General features: G+C 52.6%; 21 protein-coding genes. All 21 read right to left on the bottom strand.

Annotated elements, in window-relative coordinates; translation table 11 throughout:
• Positions 1-113: 113 nt before the first annotated feature.
• The 21 genes from BDD14_RS18115 to BDD14_RS18015 all read right to left on the bottom strand — a co-directional run bounded on the left by BDD14_RS18115 (position 114) and on the right by BDD14_RS18015 (position 16,083).
• Complete coding sequence (locus BDD14_RS18115; RefSeq protein WP_130420035.1) at positions 114-569, bottom strand: FHA domain-containing protein; 456 nt, start codon at positions 567-569, stop codon at positions 114-116.
• 47 nt (positions 570-616) lie between these two features.
• Entirely contained in the window at positions 617-1,036 is a 420-nt protein-coding gene (locus tag BDD14_RS18110) for a tetratricopeptide repeat protein (RefSeq protein ID WP_130420034.1), read from the bottom strand.
• Positions 1,037-1,059: 23 nt separating this feature from the next.
• Positions 1,060-1,659, bottom strand: a complete 600-nt coding sequence (locus BDD14_RS18105; RefSeq protein ID WP_130420033.1) for a hypothetical protein — start codon at positions 1,657-1,659, stop codon at positions 1,060-1,062.
• Positions 1,660-1,670: 11 nt separating this feature from the next.
• On the bottom strand, positions 1,671-1,976 hold the full coding sequence (locus tag BDD14_RS18100) for a hypothetical protein (RefSeq protein ID WP_130420032.1): 306 nt from the start codon (positions 1,974-1,976) through the stop codon (positions 1,671-1,673).
• An 11-nt stretch (positions 1,977-1,987) separates the two neighbouring features.
• Positions 1,988-4,165, bottom strand: a complete 2,178-nt coding sequence (sctV, locus tag BDD14_RS18095; protein WP_130420031.1) for a type III secretion system export apparatus subunit SctV — start codon at positions 4,163-4,165, stop codon at positions 1,988-1,990.
• A gap of 105 nt (positions 4,166-4,270) precedes the next feature.
• Positions 4,271-4,570, bottom strand: a complete 300-nt coding sequence (locus BDD14_RS18090) for a hypothetical protein (RefSeq protein WP_130420030.1) — start codon at positions 4,568-4,570, stop codon at positions 4,271-4,273.
• A gap of 32 nt (positions 4,571-4,602) precedes the next feature.
• Entirely contained in the window at positions 4,603-5,004 is a 402-nt protein-coding gene (locus BDD14_RS18085) for a tetratricopeptide repeat protein (protein ID WP_130420029.1), read from the bottom strand.
• Positions 5,001-5,399 carry a hypothetical protein gene (locus BDD14_RS18080; RefSeq protein WP_130420028.1) on the bottom strand — a complete coding sequence of 133 codons (399 nt, stop codon included), beginning with the start codon at positions 5,397-5,399 and terminating at the stop codon, positions 5,001-5,003. Before BDD14_RS18080 ends, BDD14_RS18085 begins: the two co-directional genes overlap by 4 nt.
• Positions 5,386-6,450 carry an EscU/YscU/HrcU family type III secretion system export apparatus switch protein gene (locus BDD14_RS18075; protein ID WP_130420027.1) on the bottom strand — a complete coding sequence of 355 codons (1,065 nt, stop codon included), beginning with the start codon at positions 6,448-6,450 and terminating at the stop codon, positions 5,386-5,388. The genes BDD14_RS18080 and BDD14_RS18075 overlap by 14 nt, the downstream gene beginning before the upstream one ends.
• A 41-nt stretch (positions 6,451-6,491) precedes the next feature.
• A complete protein-coding gene (locus BDD14_RS18070) occupies positions 6,492-7,316 on the bottom strand; it encodes a flagellar biosynthetic protein FliR (RefSeq protein WP_165420135.1) in 825 nt (274 codons plus the stop codon).
• A 5-nt stretch (positions 7,317-7,321) separates the two neighbouring features.
• On the bottom strand, positions 7,322-7,588 hold the full coding sequence (gene fliQ / locus BDD14_RS18065) for a flagellar biosynthesis protein FliQ (protein ID WP_130420025.1): 267 nt from the start codon (positions 7,586-7,588) through the stop codon (positions 7,322-7,324).
• A gap of 22 nt (positions 7,589-7,610) precedes the next feature.
• Positions 7,611-8,501 (bottom strand): flagellar type III secretion system pore protein FliP, encoded by an 891-nt coding sequence (locus BDD14_RS33765; RefSeq protein WP_130420024.1) that lies wholly within the window; start codon positions 8,499-8,501, stop codon positions 7,611-7,613.
• Positions 8,502-8,512: 11 nt separating this feature from the next.
• On the bottom strand, positions 8,513-8,827 hold the full coding sequence (locus BDD14_RS18055; RefSeq protein WP_242618259.1) for a flagellar biosynthetic protein FliO: 315 nt from the start codon (positions 8,825-8,827) through the stop codon (positions 8,513-8,515).
• Between the two features lie 69 nt (positions 8,828-8,896).
• Positions 8,897-10,219: an FHA domain-containing protein gene (locus BDD14_RS18050; RefSeq protein WP_165420133.1), complete on the bottom strand. Its 1,323-nt coding sequence runs from the start codon at positions 10,217-10,219 to the stop codon at positions 8,897-8,899.
• 118 nt (positions 10,220-10,337) lie between these two features.
• Entirely contained in the window at positions 10,338-10,958 is a 621-nt protein-coding gene (locus BDD14_RS18045; protein WP_130420021.1) for a flagellar hook-length control protein FliK, read from the bottom strand.
• Positions 10,955-11,440, bottom strand: a complete 486-nt coding sequence (locus tag BDD14_RS18040; protein ID WP_130420020.1) for a hypothetical protein — start codon at positions 11,438-11,440, stop codon at positions 10,955-10,957. Before BDD14_RS18040 ends, BDD14_RS18045 begins: the two co-directional genes overlap by 4 nt.
• A gap of 2 nt (positions 11,441-11,442) precedes the next feature.
• A complete protein-coding gene (sctN, locus tag BDD14_RS18035) occupies positions 11,443-12,774 on the bottom strand; it encodes a type III secretion system ATPase SctN (RefSeq protein WP_130420019.1) in 1,332 nt (443 codons plus the stop codon).
• On the bottom strand, positions 12,752-13,387 hold the full coding sequence (locus tag BDD14_RS18030) for a FliH/SctL family protein (RefSeq protein WP_165420131.1): 636 nt from the start codon (positions 13,385-13,387) through the stop codon (positions 12,752-12,754). Before BDD14_RS18030 ends, sctN begins: the two co-directional genes overlap by 23 nt.
• A 292-nt stretch (positions 13,388-13,679) precedes the next feature.
• Positions 13,680-14,501 (bottom strand): hypothetical protein, encoded by an 822-nt coding sequence (locus tag BDD14_RS18025; RefSeq protein WP_130420017.1) that lies wholly within the window; start codon positions 14,499-14,501, stop codon positions 13,680-13,682.
• 12 nt (positions 14,502-14,513) lie between these two features.
• Entirely contained in the window at positions 14,514-15,116 is a 603-nt protein-coding gene (locus BDD14_RS18020) for a hypothetical protein (protein ID WP_130420016.1), read from the bottom strand.
• 67 nt (positions 15,117-15,183) lie between these two features.
• Positions 15,184-16,083, bottom strand: a complete 900-nt coding sequence (locus BDD14_RS18015) for a serine/threonine-protein kinase (protein ID WP_130420015.1) — start codon at positions 16,081-16,083, stop codon at positions 15,184-15,186.
• Between the last annotated feature and the right edge of the window lie 120 nt (positions 16,084-16,203).

The raw sequence follows: 16,203 nt of genomic DNA, 5'->3' as shown, positions 1-16,203 counted from the left end.
CGAACCAAAAGAAAGCGCACCTGTGCGTACCGGCGGCTACAGAGTGGATGCCGTATCGCTGAGAATGTGAGATATACATACGAATAAAAACAACGGGATGAGCCGCGTTCTGCCTAGGTCGCGACGTAATACGTGAAGAGGCAGATACATGCGATAACGCAGAGTAGCAACGCGACCTCAAGCGGATTGAAGAAATTAAGAGCCATTTTGCCATAAGTTTGCCAGACTGGAACCTTTGTTCCCTCCGCCTCTTCGTTCTGTAAAGCTTCCTGTAGTTCCACACGAATCTGATAGCCGGGCACCTCCACTACATCTCCGGATTGCACGGACGAGGGGCTTTTTATAGTCAGTGCCTCCCCGTTGAGGCTGGTGCCATTGCCACTCAGATTTTCGATCATAAGTCGCTCCTCGGCAATGAAGAGCGCGAAGTGTTGCCGTGAAAGGGCCTCCCCTTGAAGTGTCAAGGGACTACCAAGCTGTCGTCCAAAAAACACTCGGTCTTCGATCTCGATCTGAGCTTTGGTTGCTTCCTGTGTGGAAGTATCGAGGCGTATCAGCGTTACTTGCATAATCTAGTCCCATATTGGTTGAACTTGAGAGGGAGCCGCAAAAGCGATCAGCGAGTCGCAGCTCTTTGCTTGTTAGAGTGTTCAAGCTTGAGCAGCAATTCCGTAAGCCGCTGCAGAGAAGTCACGAGCGAAGCAACGGGTTCCGATGGTCGCAGGTCCCGGGCTGCTTTCAGGACGTTGAGGGCGTCCGCTGTTTCGTTGCGACTGATGTGTAGCTCCGCCAGTTGCGTGTATGCCGACACATTTCGCCTATCACTGTTGAGCACTCGCCGACAGAGCGTCTCTACATCATTAAACTTCTGTTCATCGAAAGCTACGGCAGCAAGCGCAAGGTCTGCAGCATCACGTTCGCGCAAAAGAGCGCCAACACCCTGGAAGATCTCCCGGGCTTCCCGGAAGCGTCGCGCATACCGACAGAGGTGCCCTACCTCCATCATCAGCGCTATTTCTTTTGCGGGAATCTTCACGGTCTATCCTTTCAGTCAGGCCCTTAGTCCTTGATGTTTTGAATCGCAGCCATAGCAGCTTCGTGCTTTGCTTTCGCAATTGCAGTTGTGGCCTGGAAGATTTCGGATTCAGTGTTTGTCTTTTCAGCGAGGGCGAGGAAGGATACAGGGTCGGGCCCTTTTGGCAGGCCCGCAATCTCGCCGAGTTCCTGCTGAATCGCATTTAGATGGTCAGTGTTTGCTTGCTGCAATGCCGCGTTACTTTTGTTCGCTGCGCTTAAGGCATTAATGTTGGCCGAACCTGTAGATCCAGCAAGGCTTGCAGCCAATCCGGTGTTGGCTGCGAACGTGTTCATTGCGTTCAGAGTCACAAGGTTATTTACTGAGTTCGATTGACTGTTTCCGATCACCATCGTACCGACGGCGCCCCCCAGGCCTGGAGCGAAGGCACCCGCCGCTGCGCCCGCGATGACGCCCATGATCTTCCGGAAGTTTCCTGGCCCCTTACTCTGTTTCAACATCTGGGCCTGCATTTGCGAATAGATCTTTGCTTGCTGCATCCGAACCTGCTGAAGTTCCTGTTGCAGGCCCTGATCGTTATCGATGGGGGCGGAAGATCCAGTAGAAAGTGGGAGTGTATCCATGCTTGTAACTCCTAGGTCGCTTTGCGTTCGGCATAAGCCGTTTTTTTGTAAGTTGCGTTTAGCTCTTGCAACACAGCGTAAACCTGGACATAGCTCTGAGCAATCAGCCGTGCTCGTACCCGCTCTGCCGGAGCCGCAGAGGTGCCAAGTCCCTGAAAGGTCATAATACGCTCTGCCATAAGTTTGATGGTGCCGTCCGGAGATTGAATCCATGCTGCGTTAAGAGCTGAAAATATCATCCAATCGGGCGGGAGCTTGTTCTCGTCGGCGGCGCTGGCCGTCTCATCAGGCATTGTTTTTCTCTGTGGAGTGTTCATATGGCACCTGTTTACTGCAATGACAATTGCTGTTCATCGACGGCCACCGTAGGCGCAAATGTAATGGTGCCAATCGGCTCTACTTCGACCTCCGGAGCGATTTCGTTATAACTGATGGCGCGCAATTCAGGAAAATCCTCACCAACCGCAACCTTGATGTATCTGCGGACGGAAGAGTCGACCAGCAGGACAGGGCTTTGGGTGCGCGTGGAGACATCGGCAATCTGTTCACGTAGCGTTTGAATCAATTTTGTACGCTGGTCATACTCAATGGCGAGGAATGGTCCGGCTGGTCCCTGGCGAATAGCATCGCGCAGCATGTCTTCAATGCCAGGGTCGAGTTGATAGACCAGAAGGCGCGCCTTACCGCCGCTGAGACCAAAGCAAATCCGACGACGCATTGCCGCACGAACATGTTCTACGAGTTCAACCGTGTTGCCGCCGTCGATGCGATACCATTCTCCGATCGCCTGGAGGATGACTTTGAGATCGCGGATGCTGACTTCTTCGCTGAGTAGACGCTTGAGCACATCTGTAAGCTGTTGCATGCCAATAGTCTTTGGTATGATCTCATCCACCAGAGCAGGATAGAGCTTCCGTGTCTCGTTGATCATCCACTGCACTTCCTGCACCGAGATGAAATCCATCGCATGTGCTCGAAGAAAACGAGAAGTCTGCAAGAGAAGTACGTCGTCTGTTTCCCAGATCTTGACTTGCAAAGAGGCTACACGTGCTTTATCGGCACGCGAAATCCAGGCAGCCGGTTTGAAATCCGCCGGATTCATCGTGGCTTCTGCCTGAACTCCATATTGAGATAGTTGTTGAGCGGAGGCATTGACCAAAAGCCGATCGCTGATGATACGCCCGTTGGCAATAGGCGACTCCTGCAACCAAAAGCGATAGTTGTTGTTCCCTTCGAAGGCGAGCATTTCGAGATTGACTCGCAGAGCAGGGTAGACAACGCCAAGCTGACGGTACAGAGTGTCTCGCAGCTCGACCAGTTTGCGGAAGTACTCCTTACCCGCCGCTGTCTCATACGAAACATAAGGCACAAGCTCCTTGCCGAGTTCCATGATGAGTGGGACAGTGCGCGTAATTGAAGGATCCGACGAAGGCGGAGGAACAATCTGCTTGAGCTTTTCTGTCTCCTGATCTTTGGCCTGCTTTTTAAGTCCTGTTGCTTGATAGAGCCCGTAGGAGATGCTGCCGGTTACAGACGCAAGCAAAAGAAAGGCGAGCTTTGGCATGCCGGGAACAAGACCGAGGATCAAGAGGATGACAGACGCGATCCCTATCGCTTTCGGCTGCGCGAGAATTTGCCCGGCAATGTCGCTGCCCAGGTTTGTATCCTCGTCCTCTGAGGCGACGCGCGTCACAACCAGGCCGGCAGAAATGGAGATAAGCAACGCGGGAATCTGTGAGACGAGTCCGTCACCTATGGTAAGGATAGAGTAGGTCTGCACCGCCTCGGATGCGCGCATACCGTTCATGGCTACGCCGATGATGAGGCCGCCGACAATGTTGATGACGGTGATGATAATGCCGGCGATGGCATCGCCTTTGACGAACTTCATGGCGCCATCCATGGCACCGTAGAACTGCGATTCTTTGGCAAGCGCCTGGCGACGTTTACGCGCTACCTTGAAGTCAATGCTGCCAGATCTCAGGTCGGCATCAATACTCATCTGCTTGCCCGGCATCGCGTCGAGGGTGAAGCGTGCGGCAACTTCAGCGACTCGCTCCGACCCCTTGGTGATAACGAGGAATTGCACGAGAGTAATGATGAGGAAGATCACCGCGCCGACGACGAAGTTTCCACCTACCACGAACTCTCCAAATGCTTTGATGACATCGCCAGCATCTGCCTGCAAAAGAATGAGACGAGTCGAGGAGATCTCCAATGCCAGACGATATAGCGTCGTAAGCAGCAGGATGGTAGGGTACGAAGCAAGTTGCGCGCCATTGGAAACATACAGCGCAACCATTAGGATCGTGATGGCGATCGTGATGTTTGCAGTGATGAAGACGTCCAGAAGGAACGTTGGCAGTGGAACGATCATGAGGCCAACGATAAGAACGATACAGACCACCAGGAGCAGGTCGCTGAATCGGGTCACGACGCTGCTGAAGTTGCCGCCCCGGACTTCTGTCTTAACGTCTTCGAATTGTGCGAGGATGCCTTTTAGCATGAGAGAAAGCCTGTATCGAAAACATTGCTTGCCAAGAGATATGGTGCGGCTTCAACGAGTCAACGCCGCACCATATTCGGTAATCAGAGAAAAACGTGGAACAGGCTAAATGATTGCCTGAATCGCCGACTTGTCGTTCTGGGCGCGATCCTGCTCTTCTTTGCTGGCCTGCTGGAACGCGAGATCTTCGTTGTCCTCGGCCTGCTGCTGCTGAAGAGACTGCGAGTCGGAACTCTGCAAGTTCGAGAGATTCTGACTGTTATCCGGGACTGAACCTGTGGTCTGATCGTTCCCACCGCCGCTATTCAAAATGCTGCCTAAGCCGCTTAATATTCCGCCGATACCCATTGCTTCCTCCTGGTAGGTGAGCTTTTTACTCTGTTTGTAATAACGCGTTTGCGCCAAAGTAATTCCCGAAAATTAGGCAATTTTAGAAATTACAGCGAGAAATCCGCTCCACGGGAGGCCAAAAGCCGCATTGCCATTCGGCTCGCGTGATCTCGGGCACCCAATCTCCGAATCTGTTGAATGTCCGCTTCGGCCTCCTGCGACATGCGCAGCGTAATATACGCTTCACTACGACGTACAAGCGCTTGCAGATGGGACGGATTGTCAAGAAGCAGATCTGTCGCTATTCGGGCTGCCTCCTCAGGACGGTCCAAGGCCAAATAGAGTGCCGCGATGGCGTCCATGTAGTAAGGATTGCCGGGGTAGAGATCGAGCAATCCCTCGAAGAGAGCAAGCGATTCTTTATAGCGGCCTTCCGAGTGCAAAAGATAAGCGCGCTCGCTTGAATCGAAAGCTACGTCATCGTTCCAACCGACGGGAATTGAGCTCATTGACTAACCTCTGCAGCACGGATTCGAATCTTGGCGACGACTTCCTGGCGGCTCGCCAGCAGTGCCATCATCCTGCTGACTCTCGGCGAGAGTACTGGCAATTGTGAGTTGCCGGGATCTGCCTGAATACCCACAACTGAATAGGAAGCTGTATCGCCAGAACGTGACCGGCCGGTCACTTGGCGGGTCGGAGGATCAATCCTCGTCGGCGTGGGGGGAGGTTCCATCAAGCCGAGAAGCCGTTGCCATCCACCCGCGGGCGGAGGGGATGTGATACCGGGATCACGACTATACGGCGCGCCTTCGAAATCATTGTCCTCTCCCGGTTCTAACGCCTGGGGTGCGATATCAAAGCCCGGAATCTCATATTGCGTGTTGACATTATTGATCTTCATTGGTGTTCTCCAGCTTTGCGACAAAGTTCAGAATCTCGGCTACCGCCTCATAGAGGTCTTCAGGCACTTCCTGATCGAGCTCTAATGTATAAAGACTTCTGGCTAGCGGAATATTCCGAATAACCGGAATTTGATGTTTTTTTGCGATCTCAACGATCCGCTTCGCCATCTGCAACTGACCTTTTGCTGCTAGTCGTGGCGCATTCATGACCTGCTCGTCATATTCAATCGCCACTGCAATGTGCGTAGGGTTGACGATCACCGCTTTGGCGTCAGGCACACGTTTCGTCGCAGCCTGTTGTAGAAGTTGTCGCTGGAGGTGCTTGCGTTCACCCTTAAGGTGAGGATCACCCTCTTGCTCTTTGAACTCTTGCTTGATCTCTTCCTTCGACATCATCAACTCGTTCGCATAGAGCTTTTTCTGAATCGCAAAGTCCGCAGCGCCGAAGACAATGAATACGCCTCCCACTTTAAACAGCAAGTTGAAAAGAAGCATGGGCGCAAACGATGCGACCTCGGACAGACCAATTCTGCTCGAGAGTATGAGATCTCTCACCTCGGGCATCAGCGTGGAGTAAGCGAGCCACAAGATGATGACAAACTTCAGTAGAGTTTTGACAAGTTCGATGTAAGTCTTCGGCTTAAGAAACATCCCTTGAAGAGCCGCGATGGGGTTAAGCTTCGAGAACTTGGGTGAAAGGGCGGCAGGGGAGAAGATCAAGCCCTGGGTCTGCGCGAAGTTGACGGCAATTGCCGCCACCATAAGAGCGGCCAAAAACGGCATGATCAGCAGCAGGAACTTGAGCCCTGCGTTGCTGACTCTCTGAGCAAAGAGCAAACCGTCGAGCTGGCCCGAAAGCAGCTTTGTATCGAACGAATCGATCATGAACTTCTTAAGCTGTTCGACAAGGCTCGGTCCCCACCCCGAAAGCATGGTACCGGCAACCAGAAACAATACCGCCTGAGTCAGGTCATTGCTTTTCGGGATCTGCCCCTTCTCTCGGGCTTCCTTGAGCTTTTTGGGTGTTGGTTGTTCTGTTTTATCGGCCATCTTACGAACTCTCTAGCTATTACGACTCTTTGAACGGGAGCCTAAGCGAGGCTCTTTATGAAGTGATCAATCATCGGGATCATGGAAGCAAGGTAGTGGAGGAGTTGTTGAAAGAAGAAAGGCGCCGAAAGGCAGAACACGGCAAGACCAATCCATGACTTTGCAGTATTTGTGTCGTTGCTGATTTTGAGCGAAGAAGCCACTTTTTGAATGCTGCCGAATGAGACATCGACGAGGAAGATGGTGAGCACAACAGGAGCGCACAACTGTACGCCAATACGGATAGCAGAGGCAGATATTCTCGTGAACTCTTCTGCCAAGGCCTCCCAGCCGGGAGTCATGTGCGGAAGTTGAATTGGCGGAATGACCAGAAAGCTGAGCCCCAGGCTACGAATAAAAAATAGATGGCCACCAAGCAAGAGAAATAGGGCGATCGATGCCTGAATCTGCAGATTGCCGGTGGCTGAGACGTTTCCGGGGAGTTCAGGCGCAAGATATGTGATCTGGTTCAGCCCTCTTTGTGTATCGATGATGGTGCCTGCGATCTGCACTCCGAAGAACACCATCTGCGAAATGAAACCAATCATCATGCCGACGATGAACTCTTTCCCCAGAAGCGCACAGTAGAACAAGAAGTTATCCGGCATTGGGCCGGAAGTCCTGTTCAGTGCAGGGAATAAAATTGCCGCGATCATCACCGAAAGACCCACCTTGATCTGAGCCGGCAAAGCCTTTCCGCCAAGAAACGGCGTGAGGGTTAACGCTGAAGCCAGGCGAGTAAAGATCAAGAAGAACAACATCGAAAAGTCTTGGATGTTCGTATGAACACCTAAACTTGTGAGGATGCTTTGCAGAGCACGCAACATACCCATCAATGCACCGAAGGGATGGAGTTGAGGATCATTTGCGTAAACTGCACGACTTCTTTAAGCATCCAGGGACCAAGGATAGCCAGTGCTGCCGAGACAGCAACGATCTTTGGCACATAGCTCAGCGTCTGCTCCTGTACCTGCGTGGTTGCCTGCAGAACGCTTATGAAAAGGCCAACCACCAGTGCCGCCGCCATCGGGCCAGCGGACACCATCAGTACGAGGTAGAGTCCCTGCCGCAGAATGGAAACTACAGTCTCTGTATCCATTTGTGATTCGCTCCATTCCGACCTACACATAACTGAGGACAAGTCCTCGCACAATGAGGAACCAGCCGTCGACAAGAACAAAGAGCAGGAGCTTGAATGGCAGCGAGACAACACTCGGTGAAAGCATGCTCATACCCATGGCAAGCAGGATGTTTGCTACAACCATGTCGATGATGATGAATGGCAGAAAGATAAGAAAGCCAATCTGAAATGCCTCTTTCAACTGGCTTGTGACAAACGCAGGAATAATGACTTGAAAGTCATCCTTTGAAAGCGGTGAGTCTTGTGAAATAGAGATCGGAGGCGCTGCCTGCGATGCAACCACGTTCTGCGTTTGTCCAGGAGGAAGTTGCACTGTTGCATTACCAGAAGCAGGCGCGGTGCTCGTGACGTTCGCCGTACCAGCAGGTGTAACGGTCAAAGTTGTTGAGCTGATAGGAGCGATAGCAGGAGTTGATGGCGGGGATACTGCAGGAGCAACGCTCGGTTGCGGATGTGGTGTTTGTGACGATTCATCCATGCGTCGCGCAAGCTCCACGAAGAGAAGACGATCCTCATTATGAGCATGCTTGATGAGGAAACGTCTCAAAGGTTCTTTGCCGCGCCCAATGGCGTCGAAGACACTTTTGACACTCGCCTCGGATATCATGTCCTTCGAGCCTGAAATTGACCCGGCATCTTTGTACATTTGCTTTACAACCGGAGTCATCACGAAGAATGTCAAGACGAATGCCAGCCCCGTGATGACTTGATTCGGCGGAACATTCTGTGTTCCCAGCGCGTTCCGCAGAATGGAGAGAACGACCGACATCTTGACGAAGGAGGTTAACATCACCAGCACAAATGGCGCAAGGGCCAATGAGCCGAGAATGATAACCATTACAACTGGATTGGGTAACGAGTCCGGTGTCATGTCTATTCGACCTAACGACCTTTCAAAAATTGGTTGAATCCCCGAAACCTCGGTGCAGTTTTCGGCACGCCAGCTTCGGTTGTCTGCTCTTCGGGGAAGTCCGATGGCTCAAGCTGCGTCATAAAGTGCACGGACTCGCCACTTGTCGCAATCAACATGGTGGTTTTACCGGCGCGCACGACATACAGATTTTTCCGGGGTTCCAATGACTGACGCGAGAGCACGCGAATGCCTTCTGAGAAAGAACCTACGTTCGCCCATAGTCGAGGTCTTATAAACTTGAGGGCACCGAAGGCGAACAAACAGATGCCAATCAGTATGACCATAGTCTTCACGTAATCTCCCCAAAGGGAGCCGAGAGAGACGGTCTGCTGTATTAGAAGCAAAGCGGTCATCTACTGTTCCCGCCAGTGTGTGATCTTCACACCCATTCGTCCGCCGTCAATGTTTACGAGTTCACCGGAGCCAATCAAGGTATTCCCACTCACCAGCTGGACCGCGCTGTTCGTTTGCTCATCCAGCTGAATGATGCTCCCTGCAGAGAGTGCCTGGAGTTCCTGAAGGCTCATCTCAACGCGTGTCAGCACAACATGGATGTTGACTGGGAGTCCCGATAGATCGACCTTCCCCGTTGCAGTCTTCTGTTCTTGCAACTTCTCTTCTTGCGGCATTTCTGAACCCCATTCGCAAAATGTTCGAACTACAAAATGGAGCGGTTTCTCTTCGCTCCTGCTTACCTGCCAGCCCCTCCGGGCATCTGCGGACTTTGGTGCGGGAGGCAAGATAAGACGAGATGCCGGCGTGTAGATCAGTGTGTCGCCAGGCTCGACTTCTTCTATCTCGCTTGCGGCCAAAAGCACGAGCCCCTCCGACAGCAAGAGTTCCCAAGACAGAAGAGACTTGGTTAAAGCTGGAAGATTACTCCGCTCGTGCGCGAGTTTTTCCAACACGCTCCCCGGAAAGAACAGACGAATGTGCCCGTGCTCGCTGCTCAATTCGATCGCTGTTTCGAGCATGAGTCCCGACTGTTTCTTCGCTGTGAGTCCAGATAATGGCCGAAGCGAAAACTCAAAAGGAAACTGCACCGTGCGGTTGATTCGCTCGACGATACAGATAGCCACGAACTCCATCAACGTCCCATCGGACTCGACTATTCCTCCATCTTTGGTAGTACGCACCAGACGTGCAAGCGCCGTTGTCAGCAACGAGCGACTGATCGCCAAAATGGCATTGCCAGTATCGGATTGGATGCCGACTTCAAACAGGCAGGCATCCGGGCCGAAGTTAGAAACGAACATCTCCGAGTCTAGGTAATCAGGCAGAGATGAAGCCTTAATTCGTACCGCATCGTCATATGTCCATAGAGCCTTCGGCTCGACACGCAGGACATAAGGGTACATGCGAACTTCATCCCCCGCGCTGAGCAAGCATGAATGGGCAACATCGAGTTTGCGCCCGTTAACAAAGGTACCGCTCGCACTATGCAGATCTTCAATGTAGAACGACCCATCGCGTTCAATAATGCGTGCTTGATGACGGCTGATGGATTGCAGGGGCAACGGAATATCGCTTGTCTTCGCTCTGCCAATAGATATCTCCTTTTGTTTGAAAACAAGGGTTTGTTTCTGCCCATTGTTCATCTCATTCGTGAGCGTGATCTGAAGCTCGTTTCCTCCGGATACCGGTAACAGCTCGCGCAGAACATCCTCTACCCACAACGCACAGCCGGGGAGAGTCGCAAGGAACTTGCGATAGAGATTGTTCTCTACTACCTGTACCGACGAATATCGTTTGAGTTCGTCGAACAGCTTCGGTTTCTCCGATTTATGCATTGCTTCAGACTGTGGCACTGAGACTTCCTGGAATGTTCATGGGGTACCGACTGCCGGTAAGAGTAATACTTGCGATGTTGAGACCTTTGCTTTCGAGTGTTTCCTGTAGGCTGGCCGTGTGCTTTGCGAGAAGCTGCGTGGTGCTGACTGATTGAGACAGAAAGCGAATTGCCAACTGGCCCTTCGACCGACGAATTTGTACTTTGAGTCCCGGAAGCGTTTTTGAATGAAACGTAATGTCCACCATCTGCGAGTTATTACCCAACTGGTGAAGTTGGATCTGATGACCGAATTCTTCGGCTAGTTTTTGGATATCGGGTGGAACGTTGGGGGTCTCGGGGCCATTACCTCCTGCGACCTGACGGGCCGACGAAGAAGCAACTCCGCCGGGTGCATCTTTGGAGCCAATCGAAGACGCAACCTCAGCTTTATTATTCCGTGCCTTCGACGCCTGCTCTTTGTTTGCTTTGTCCGCAACCTTATCGAATTGTTGCTGCTGTTTCTTTTGACTATCCAGCATGCTTGCAAACCGGTCCGAGGACCTCTGAACGTCCTTCTTCTCCTGCCGTTGCTGTTGGGTTTCCACTTCCTGAGGGTTTATCGAATTTTGATTCGTAATAATCATGTCCGCGCTCGCTTGCCCAGGTAAATGACGCTGCCAATCTCGTCCTGTTCGCGTTCTTCCTTGTAGCTTTCTTCTTGTTCAAATTGTGTTTTAACTTTCTGCCGGTACTTTTCCAAAACCTCTTCTTCGAGCCTACGAGAGGCCAAAACTGCTTTTGCTTCATCAACTAGTTCCACTGCCTGATCCACCAAGATTTGCTGGGAAAGAACGGCTGAACGAGCCTCCTGCACATCCATCTCGAGCCCGATCAATGAGTCGTTCTGAATGAGAATCGGTACGCCTAGACTCATTCCAGATCTCGAACGCTCCGCCCGTCTGCGACGGTAAAGCGCTGCTGCTGTCTCTACCGCCTCTTCAAGTTCTCGCAACGTTCTCTTTTCGGCTGCAAGTTCATGCTCCTTTGACTTCAACAAGTCTTCAGCTTGTTTTCGCAGGTCAATGCGCTGATCGAGAATCGCTTGCAATCTAAATACAAACGGCATCACTAATTGGCGAACATCGCGCAGAGTTTTTCAACGGATTCACTTTGCGGAATGGACTCGTCTGTTGCCTGCTTCAAGTAGTCATTGATGGTGTCAATTCTCTGGACTGCGTCATCGATCCTGGGGTCGCTTCCCGCTTGATAGGCGCCTAGCGCAATGATGTCCTTGTTTTTGTTGTAGGTTGCGAGCACGCCTCGCATTGCAGATGCAGCCGCACGGTGCTGTTTCGAGCTAACTGCGCTCATAACGCGGCTTACGCTACTTAAAACATCGATTGCAGGAAAGTGGCCGGCTCCAGCAAGATCCCGAGACATGACGATATGTCCGTCGAGGATCGATCGCACTTCATCGGCGACCGGCTCGTTCATGTCGTCACCGGCTACAAGCACTGTGTAAAAGGCAGTGATGGAGCCGCGATCGGAATTCCCGGCTCGCTCCAATAGACGTGGAAGTTCGGCGAAGACGGAAGGAGTATAGCCAGCTCGTGCGGGAGGCTCCCCGCAGGCAAGGCCAACTTCACGTTGAGCGCGCGCAAATCGAGTGACAGAATCCATCATCAGCATTACCTTCTTTCCCTTGTTACGAAAATATTCCGCGATCGCCGTACCGACGTATGCCGCCTTCAGGCGGACGAGCGACGATTCGTTGGAAGTAGCACAAACGATCACGGAGCGTTTCAATCCTTCAGGGCCGAGATCGTGTTCCAGAAAGTCTCGTACTTCGCGTCCACGTTCGCCCACTAAGGTAATAACGTTGACGTCGGCCTCTGTATTCCTTGCAATCATGCCGAGGAGGGTACTTTTTCCTACGCCTGCTGCGGCAAAGAGACCGATACGCTGCCCTTCCCCGCATGCCAACAATCCATCTATGGCGCGTACGCCGACCGAAATAGGATTGAGCACACGATTCCGGTGCATGGGATCAGGGGCTTCCTGGTAGACGGCATACTCTTCGTTTGCGAGGAGCGGCCCATTAAATTCTGCATCCATCGGCTCTCCGAGTCCGTTCAGCACGCGACCTAGCAATTCGTCTCCGACCTTGACCGTTAGATAGTTTCCGGTAGGAACAACTTCACTCTGGGGGCCGATGTCCACGAGAGGTCCGAGCGGCATCAACAGCACGTCACCATCTTCGAAACCAACAACCTCGGCCTTGAGAGGCGTTGCCGATCGGTGATTGTGAATCATACATAGCTCGCCGATCCAGGCGTCAGGCACCGTCGCGCGAATGAGCAGTCCGACAAGCCCTTTGACGCGCCCCTTCACAACAAATGGGGTGCACTTATCGATGGCCACCAGATACGGAGCGACGCTAAGCTCTGAGATTTCCAGCATGGGTACCTCGTAAAATAGCGCGCTCCAATGATTGGAGTTGTGTGCTGAATTGAGCGTCGATAGTTCCCAGAGGGCTTTCGACGATGCAGCCACCCAACGTAATTGACTCATCGGAGACAACTTGAATCTCACCAATTTCGGAGTTGGAGCGTTTCAGCTCGATCATCTGTTGAAGCATGATCGATTCGTCTTCCGGGCGGACTCGCACCCTGAGTTTCTGCTCACCGCGCGCGGAGCGGATTGCCTCGCGAGCGCTTTGCAGGACCGTGGCGGGATCAATATTTGCTGTCTCACCCACAATTTTGCGTGCTACCGCCATTGCCAGCTGCACAACAACGGTTTCATTTGTGGCAAGGTAACGGTTACGAGCGTCCCAGGCTCCGACGAGAGCATCGTTCCACTTGTCCAGACCATCTGCATAGCCTTTCTCCTTACTCTCATTGATCACCGTTTCTCGCTCGAGACGCGCAGCACGAATAATTTCTTCAGCTTCATCGTGTGCTTTTGCGATAGTTTCCTTCGCTTGCTCGGAAGCGTCAGTCAGGGCTTTGGGAATGCGGGAAGCGAGCGGCAGTCCTGTACCTGGCTTGGCTTTGATAATGTTTACGGACACGACGTTTCCTCCTTCCCTAAAATGGTCGAGCCAACCACGAGATAAGGCGTGGCGAGGCATGCTTGAGAGACAGGCCTAGTTTCTCTTCAGCTTTTGCGCGTCCTCGAACAGCTTGTGCCTCCCGAAGCGAACGGAGACTTTCCTGCACTTGTTCCGAGGTGAAGTTCGCCATTCGTACCAGTTCTGTCTCGACTGCGCCCCGACTTTTTGCAGGCAGCAATGCAAGAATGTCCGCGCGTGAATCGGCTTTGTGAATAAGTATTGCGTGGGCGAAAACCGACGGATCCATCGCTTATGATGCCTTCGCGGGAGCTATCTGCTTTTGTTTTGCAGCGCCGCCTATCAGCTCTTCAAGTTGTTTCTCGAGGCTCTGAATCTTCCGCTGGCGCACCTTGCTGACGGAGATGACCAGCAGAGATATGATCGCAGCCACAAATGCGAGGGCAACGGCTGCAATTTCCATCCACTTGCTGAAAGAAAGCGGGCCAAGCACTTCAGTTGGGATGGGCTGCACCGTAATCCTCTTGAAGATAACGACAACGTTGTTCGGTGTGAGCCCTTCGACACTCTTGGCAACGAGGTTCTGGATCTCCAACTCACTCAGCGGAGGAGCGGCACTGCGATACTGAACCAGTACGGAAGCTGTAGGTTGCACCTGCTGCGATTTGTCTAGCAGAGGAGTATTTTCAGGCAAAACGACTTGCACACGAGCGTCCGCGACATCAGGGAGGGAATCCAAAGTTCTTGTGATCTCTCCATTGAGACCCGAGAGAAAGCGAGCTTTTTCCTGGGATGCCGTTGGAATCATTCCCGCATCTTGAAACACGCTGTCGAGCCCTTTTATTTTCTCGCGTGGAAGTCCATTTTCTTCAAGCAGTTTCCATGCGCGAATGAGTGTATCGTCGCGGCCTCGTACGCTCACGATCCAGGTCGCCGCGTCCTTCTTAGCGGCGGGATCCAATTGCAGCGAGGCATTGATGTTATTTTCGCGAAGCAGAACGACAATTTTCTGCGCGTCATCCTCGCTGAGACCAGAATCAAGTTGCTTGGAGCACCCCGTGACCAACAGAGCGCTACCGAGCAAGAGCGATAAAGAAAGTAGATGTTTTTTCATACTCACGTCCGATCAAATCTGAGTTTGCAGAATTGTTTTGACTCCGCTGGAGGCCGAGTCGACCAGCTTGGAAAGCACGCTGATGTTTTCGTTCATGCTGTTGGCCATTTGCTGCAACCGCAGCCAATCCTGCGGCGACGCGTTCGGTGAAATCTTCTGCAGCGTCCCATCGAGCTGGTTGTACTGCGCCTCGATGCTGGTCAGCTTGCCCTTCACCTTATCCATGGTGCTGTTCGGGGAGTTGGCTTTCACTGTCGACTGGATACGATCCAGGTGATAGCGTCCCACCGCCACGGTTTGCTGTACTTTTTCTGGTCCAGGAGGAAGGCTCTGAATGCTTTGCGATCGTGCGGTCCCCATGGCAGGCTTCAGCCCGCCGTCCGCAGGTTGTACTGCAGCAGATGATGGCTGTACGAATGCAGCTGACGCTGGCGGCGTGGGTGCAGCAGTCGAGACGGCGTTCTGCGCAAAGGAGGCCACGCTGTCGGTTGTGTCCTGCAGCTGCGCTTTTATTTTGTCGAATTGCGAGACGCCGTCTTTGGGAAGCTGTGCTGCTCCCGTCCCGTTGGAATCGCCCGTCGTGGGAGTTATTGCTTTAGTAAGAATCGGATCCATTATTCAATTCCTGTGTTTACGCGCTTTGTTCAGCGACCGACATACGTGTCGCAAGGGATGAAAGTGGCTAGCCACGGGCCTTTCGTTTTGCCGTCTGGCTGAAGCTGAAAATTGATCCGAACTTTCTGAATCTAGTCTCGGCATCTTGGAAGATGTGCTCCAGTTCCTCGATACTGCGTTGGCAGAGATGAGGCTCCTTTGGGGCGACACGTTTCCAAAGCAACGTCCAGATCTTTTGTCGCCCAAGATTGGCGAGCCATGGTCGTGGCCCGTCGCCGTGGGCAGCCACAACCGCGCCCGAAGCAACTGCAGACGAAGGATCACGAACTATCTTGTAAACCATCGTGGCATTCGACACATTGCCGAACGCGCGCGCGATGCCATTTATGTCGGTCAGGCGATTCGTTGGATTCTTCTCGATCATCCGATCGAGAACCCTGCAGATGAATACTGGATATCGATTCATCTCATTCAAGGACGCCGCGCGTTTCGTCATGTCCGCATGCCACGTGAGCCAGCCCAAATTGCCGTTTTTCTCTACATCTTTGAACTGCGCGTCAAACAGCTTGCGGCCCAGCAGAAGCTCGTAAAAAATAAAACCGGCGATGTAGGCATTTGCTTCAGCCGGTGCTCCTGGCGCTGTCTCTCCAAAAAACTCAGGGCAGGTGTACTTCGCGGAACCCAAGTCGAATGTCTTGCCCAGCTCGAAGGGCTTGTGCGTTGCGATCTGAACGCTCTGGTCCTCGCGAACAAGTATCTTGCCAGGATTCAGGTTGCAGAACCTTGGCTCTGTCTCGTTGGCCTTCGCTATGGCCTCCAGAACGCTTACCATAAGAGGCAGAAGTTCCCCAATCGGCTCGGGGTCGTCTGCTATCCATTTGGAGAGAGGACGCGCTCGACGCCGCTTTTCGATCGCGTGGTTTCCTGCCTGACTCGCGCCCCCACCTGATTGTTTGCCAGTCACCATATCGCGATCTCCTCGAAGTTACCTCAGATGCTGTGGGCAGAATCTGCTTGCACTAGATACAACACAAGCGAAAAACAAATATTCCGCATTTCCGAAATCGGTTGAATTCGTGAGACCTAG

The sequence above is a fragment of the Edaphobacter modestus genome, from assembly GCF_004217555.1.
GTDB classification, from domain to species: Bacteria; Acidobacteriota; Terriglobia; order Terriglobales; family Acidobacteriaceae; genus Edaphobacter; species Edaphobacter modestus.
Note: the sequence above shows the minus strand (reverse complement) of the source record. Positions and strands in the feature narration are given on the sequence as shown.

Bases quoted from the DNA above. Each gene is read 5' to 3' on its own strand.
- BDD14_RS18115 (WP_130420035.1), bottom strand. From the start codon at position 569: ATGCAAGTAACGCTGATACGCCTCGATACTTCCACACAGGAAGCAACC.
- BDD14_RS18105 (WP_130420033.1), bottom strand. From the start codon at position 1,659: ATGGATACACTCCCACTTTCTACTGGATCTTCCGCCCCCATCGATAAC.
- BDD14_RS18100 (WP_130420032.1), bottom strand. From the start codon at position 1,976: ATGAACACTCCACAGAGAAAAACAATGCCTGATGAGACGGCCAGCGCC.
- sctV (WP_130420031.1), bottom strand. From the start codon at position 4,165: ATGCTAAAAGGCATCCTCGCACAATTCGAAGACGTTAAGACAGAAGTC.
- BDD14_RS18085 (WP_130420029.1), bottom strand. From the start codon at position 5,004: ATGAGCTCAATTCCCGTCGGTTGGAACGATGACGTAGCTTTCGATTCA.
- BDD14_RS18080 (WP_130420028.1), bottom strand. From the start codon at position 5,399: ATGAAGATCAATAATGTCAACACGCAATATGAGATTCCGGGCTTTGAT.
- BDD14_RS18075 (WP_130420027.1), bottom strand. From the start codon at position 6,450: ATGGCCGATAAAACAGAACAACCAACACCCAAAAAGCTCAAGGAAGCC.
- BDD14_RS18070 (WP_165420135.1), bottom strand. From the start codon at position 7,316: ATGTTGCGTGCTCTGCAAAGCATCCTCACAAGTTTAGGTGTTCATACG.
- fliQ (WP_130420025.1), bottom strand. From the start codon at position 7,588: ATGGATACAGAGACTGTAGTTTCCATTCTGCGGCAGGGACTCTACCTC.
- BDD14_RS33765 (WP_130420024.1), bottom strand. From the start codon at position 8,501: ATGACACCGGACTCGTTACCCAATCCAGTTGTAATGGTTATCATTCTC.
- BDD14_RS18055 (WP_242618259.1), bottom strand. From the start codon at position 8,827: ATGGTCATACTGATTGGCATCTGTTTGTTCGCCTTCGGTGCCCTCAAG.
- BDD14_RS18045 (WP_130420021.1), bottom strand. From the start codon at position 10,958: ATGATTATTACGAATCAAAATTCGATAAACCCTCAGGAAGTGGAAACC.
- BDD14_RS18040 (WP_130420020.1), bottom strand. From the start codon at position 11,440: ATGCCGTTTGTATTTAGATTGCAAGCGATTCTCGATCAGCGCATTGAC.
- sctN (WP_130420019.1), bottom strand. From the start codon at position 12,774: ATGCTGGAAATCTCAGAGCTTAGCGTCGCTCCGTATCTGGTGGCCATC.
- BDD14_RS18025 (WP_130420017.1), bottom strand. From the start codon at position 14,501: ATGAAAAAACATCTACTTTCTTTATCGCTCTTGCTCGGTAGCGCTCTG.
- BDD14_RS18020 (WP_130420016.1), bottom strand. From the start codon at position 15,116: ATGGATCCGATTCTTACTAAAGCAATAACTCCCACGACGGGCGATTCC.
- BDD14_RS18015 (WP_130420015.1), bottom strand. From the start codon at position 16,083: ATGGTGACTGGCAAACAATCAGGTGGGGGCGCGAGTCAGGCAGGAAAC.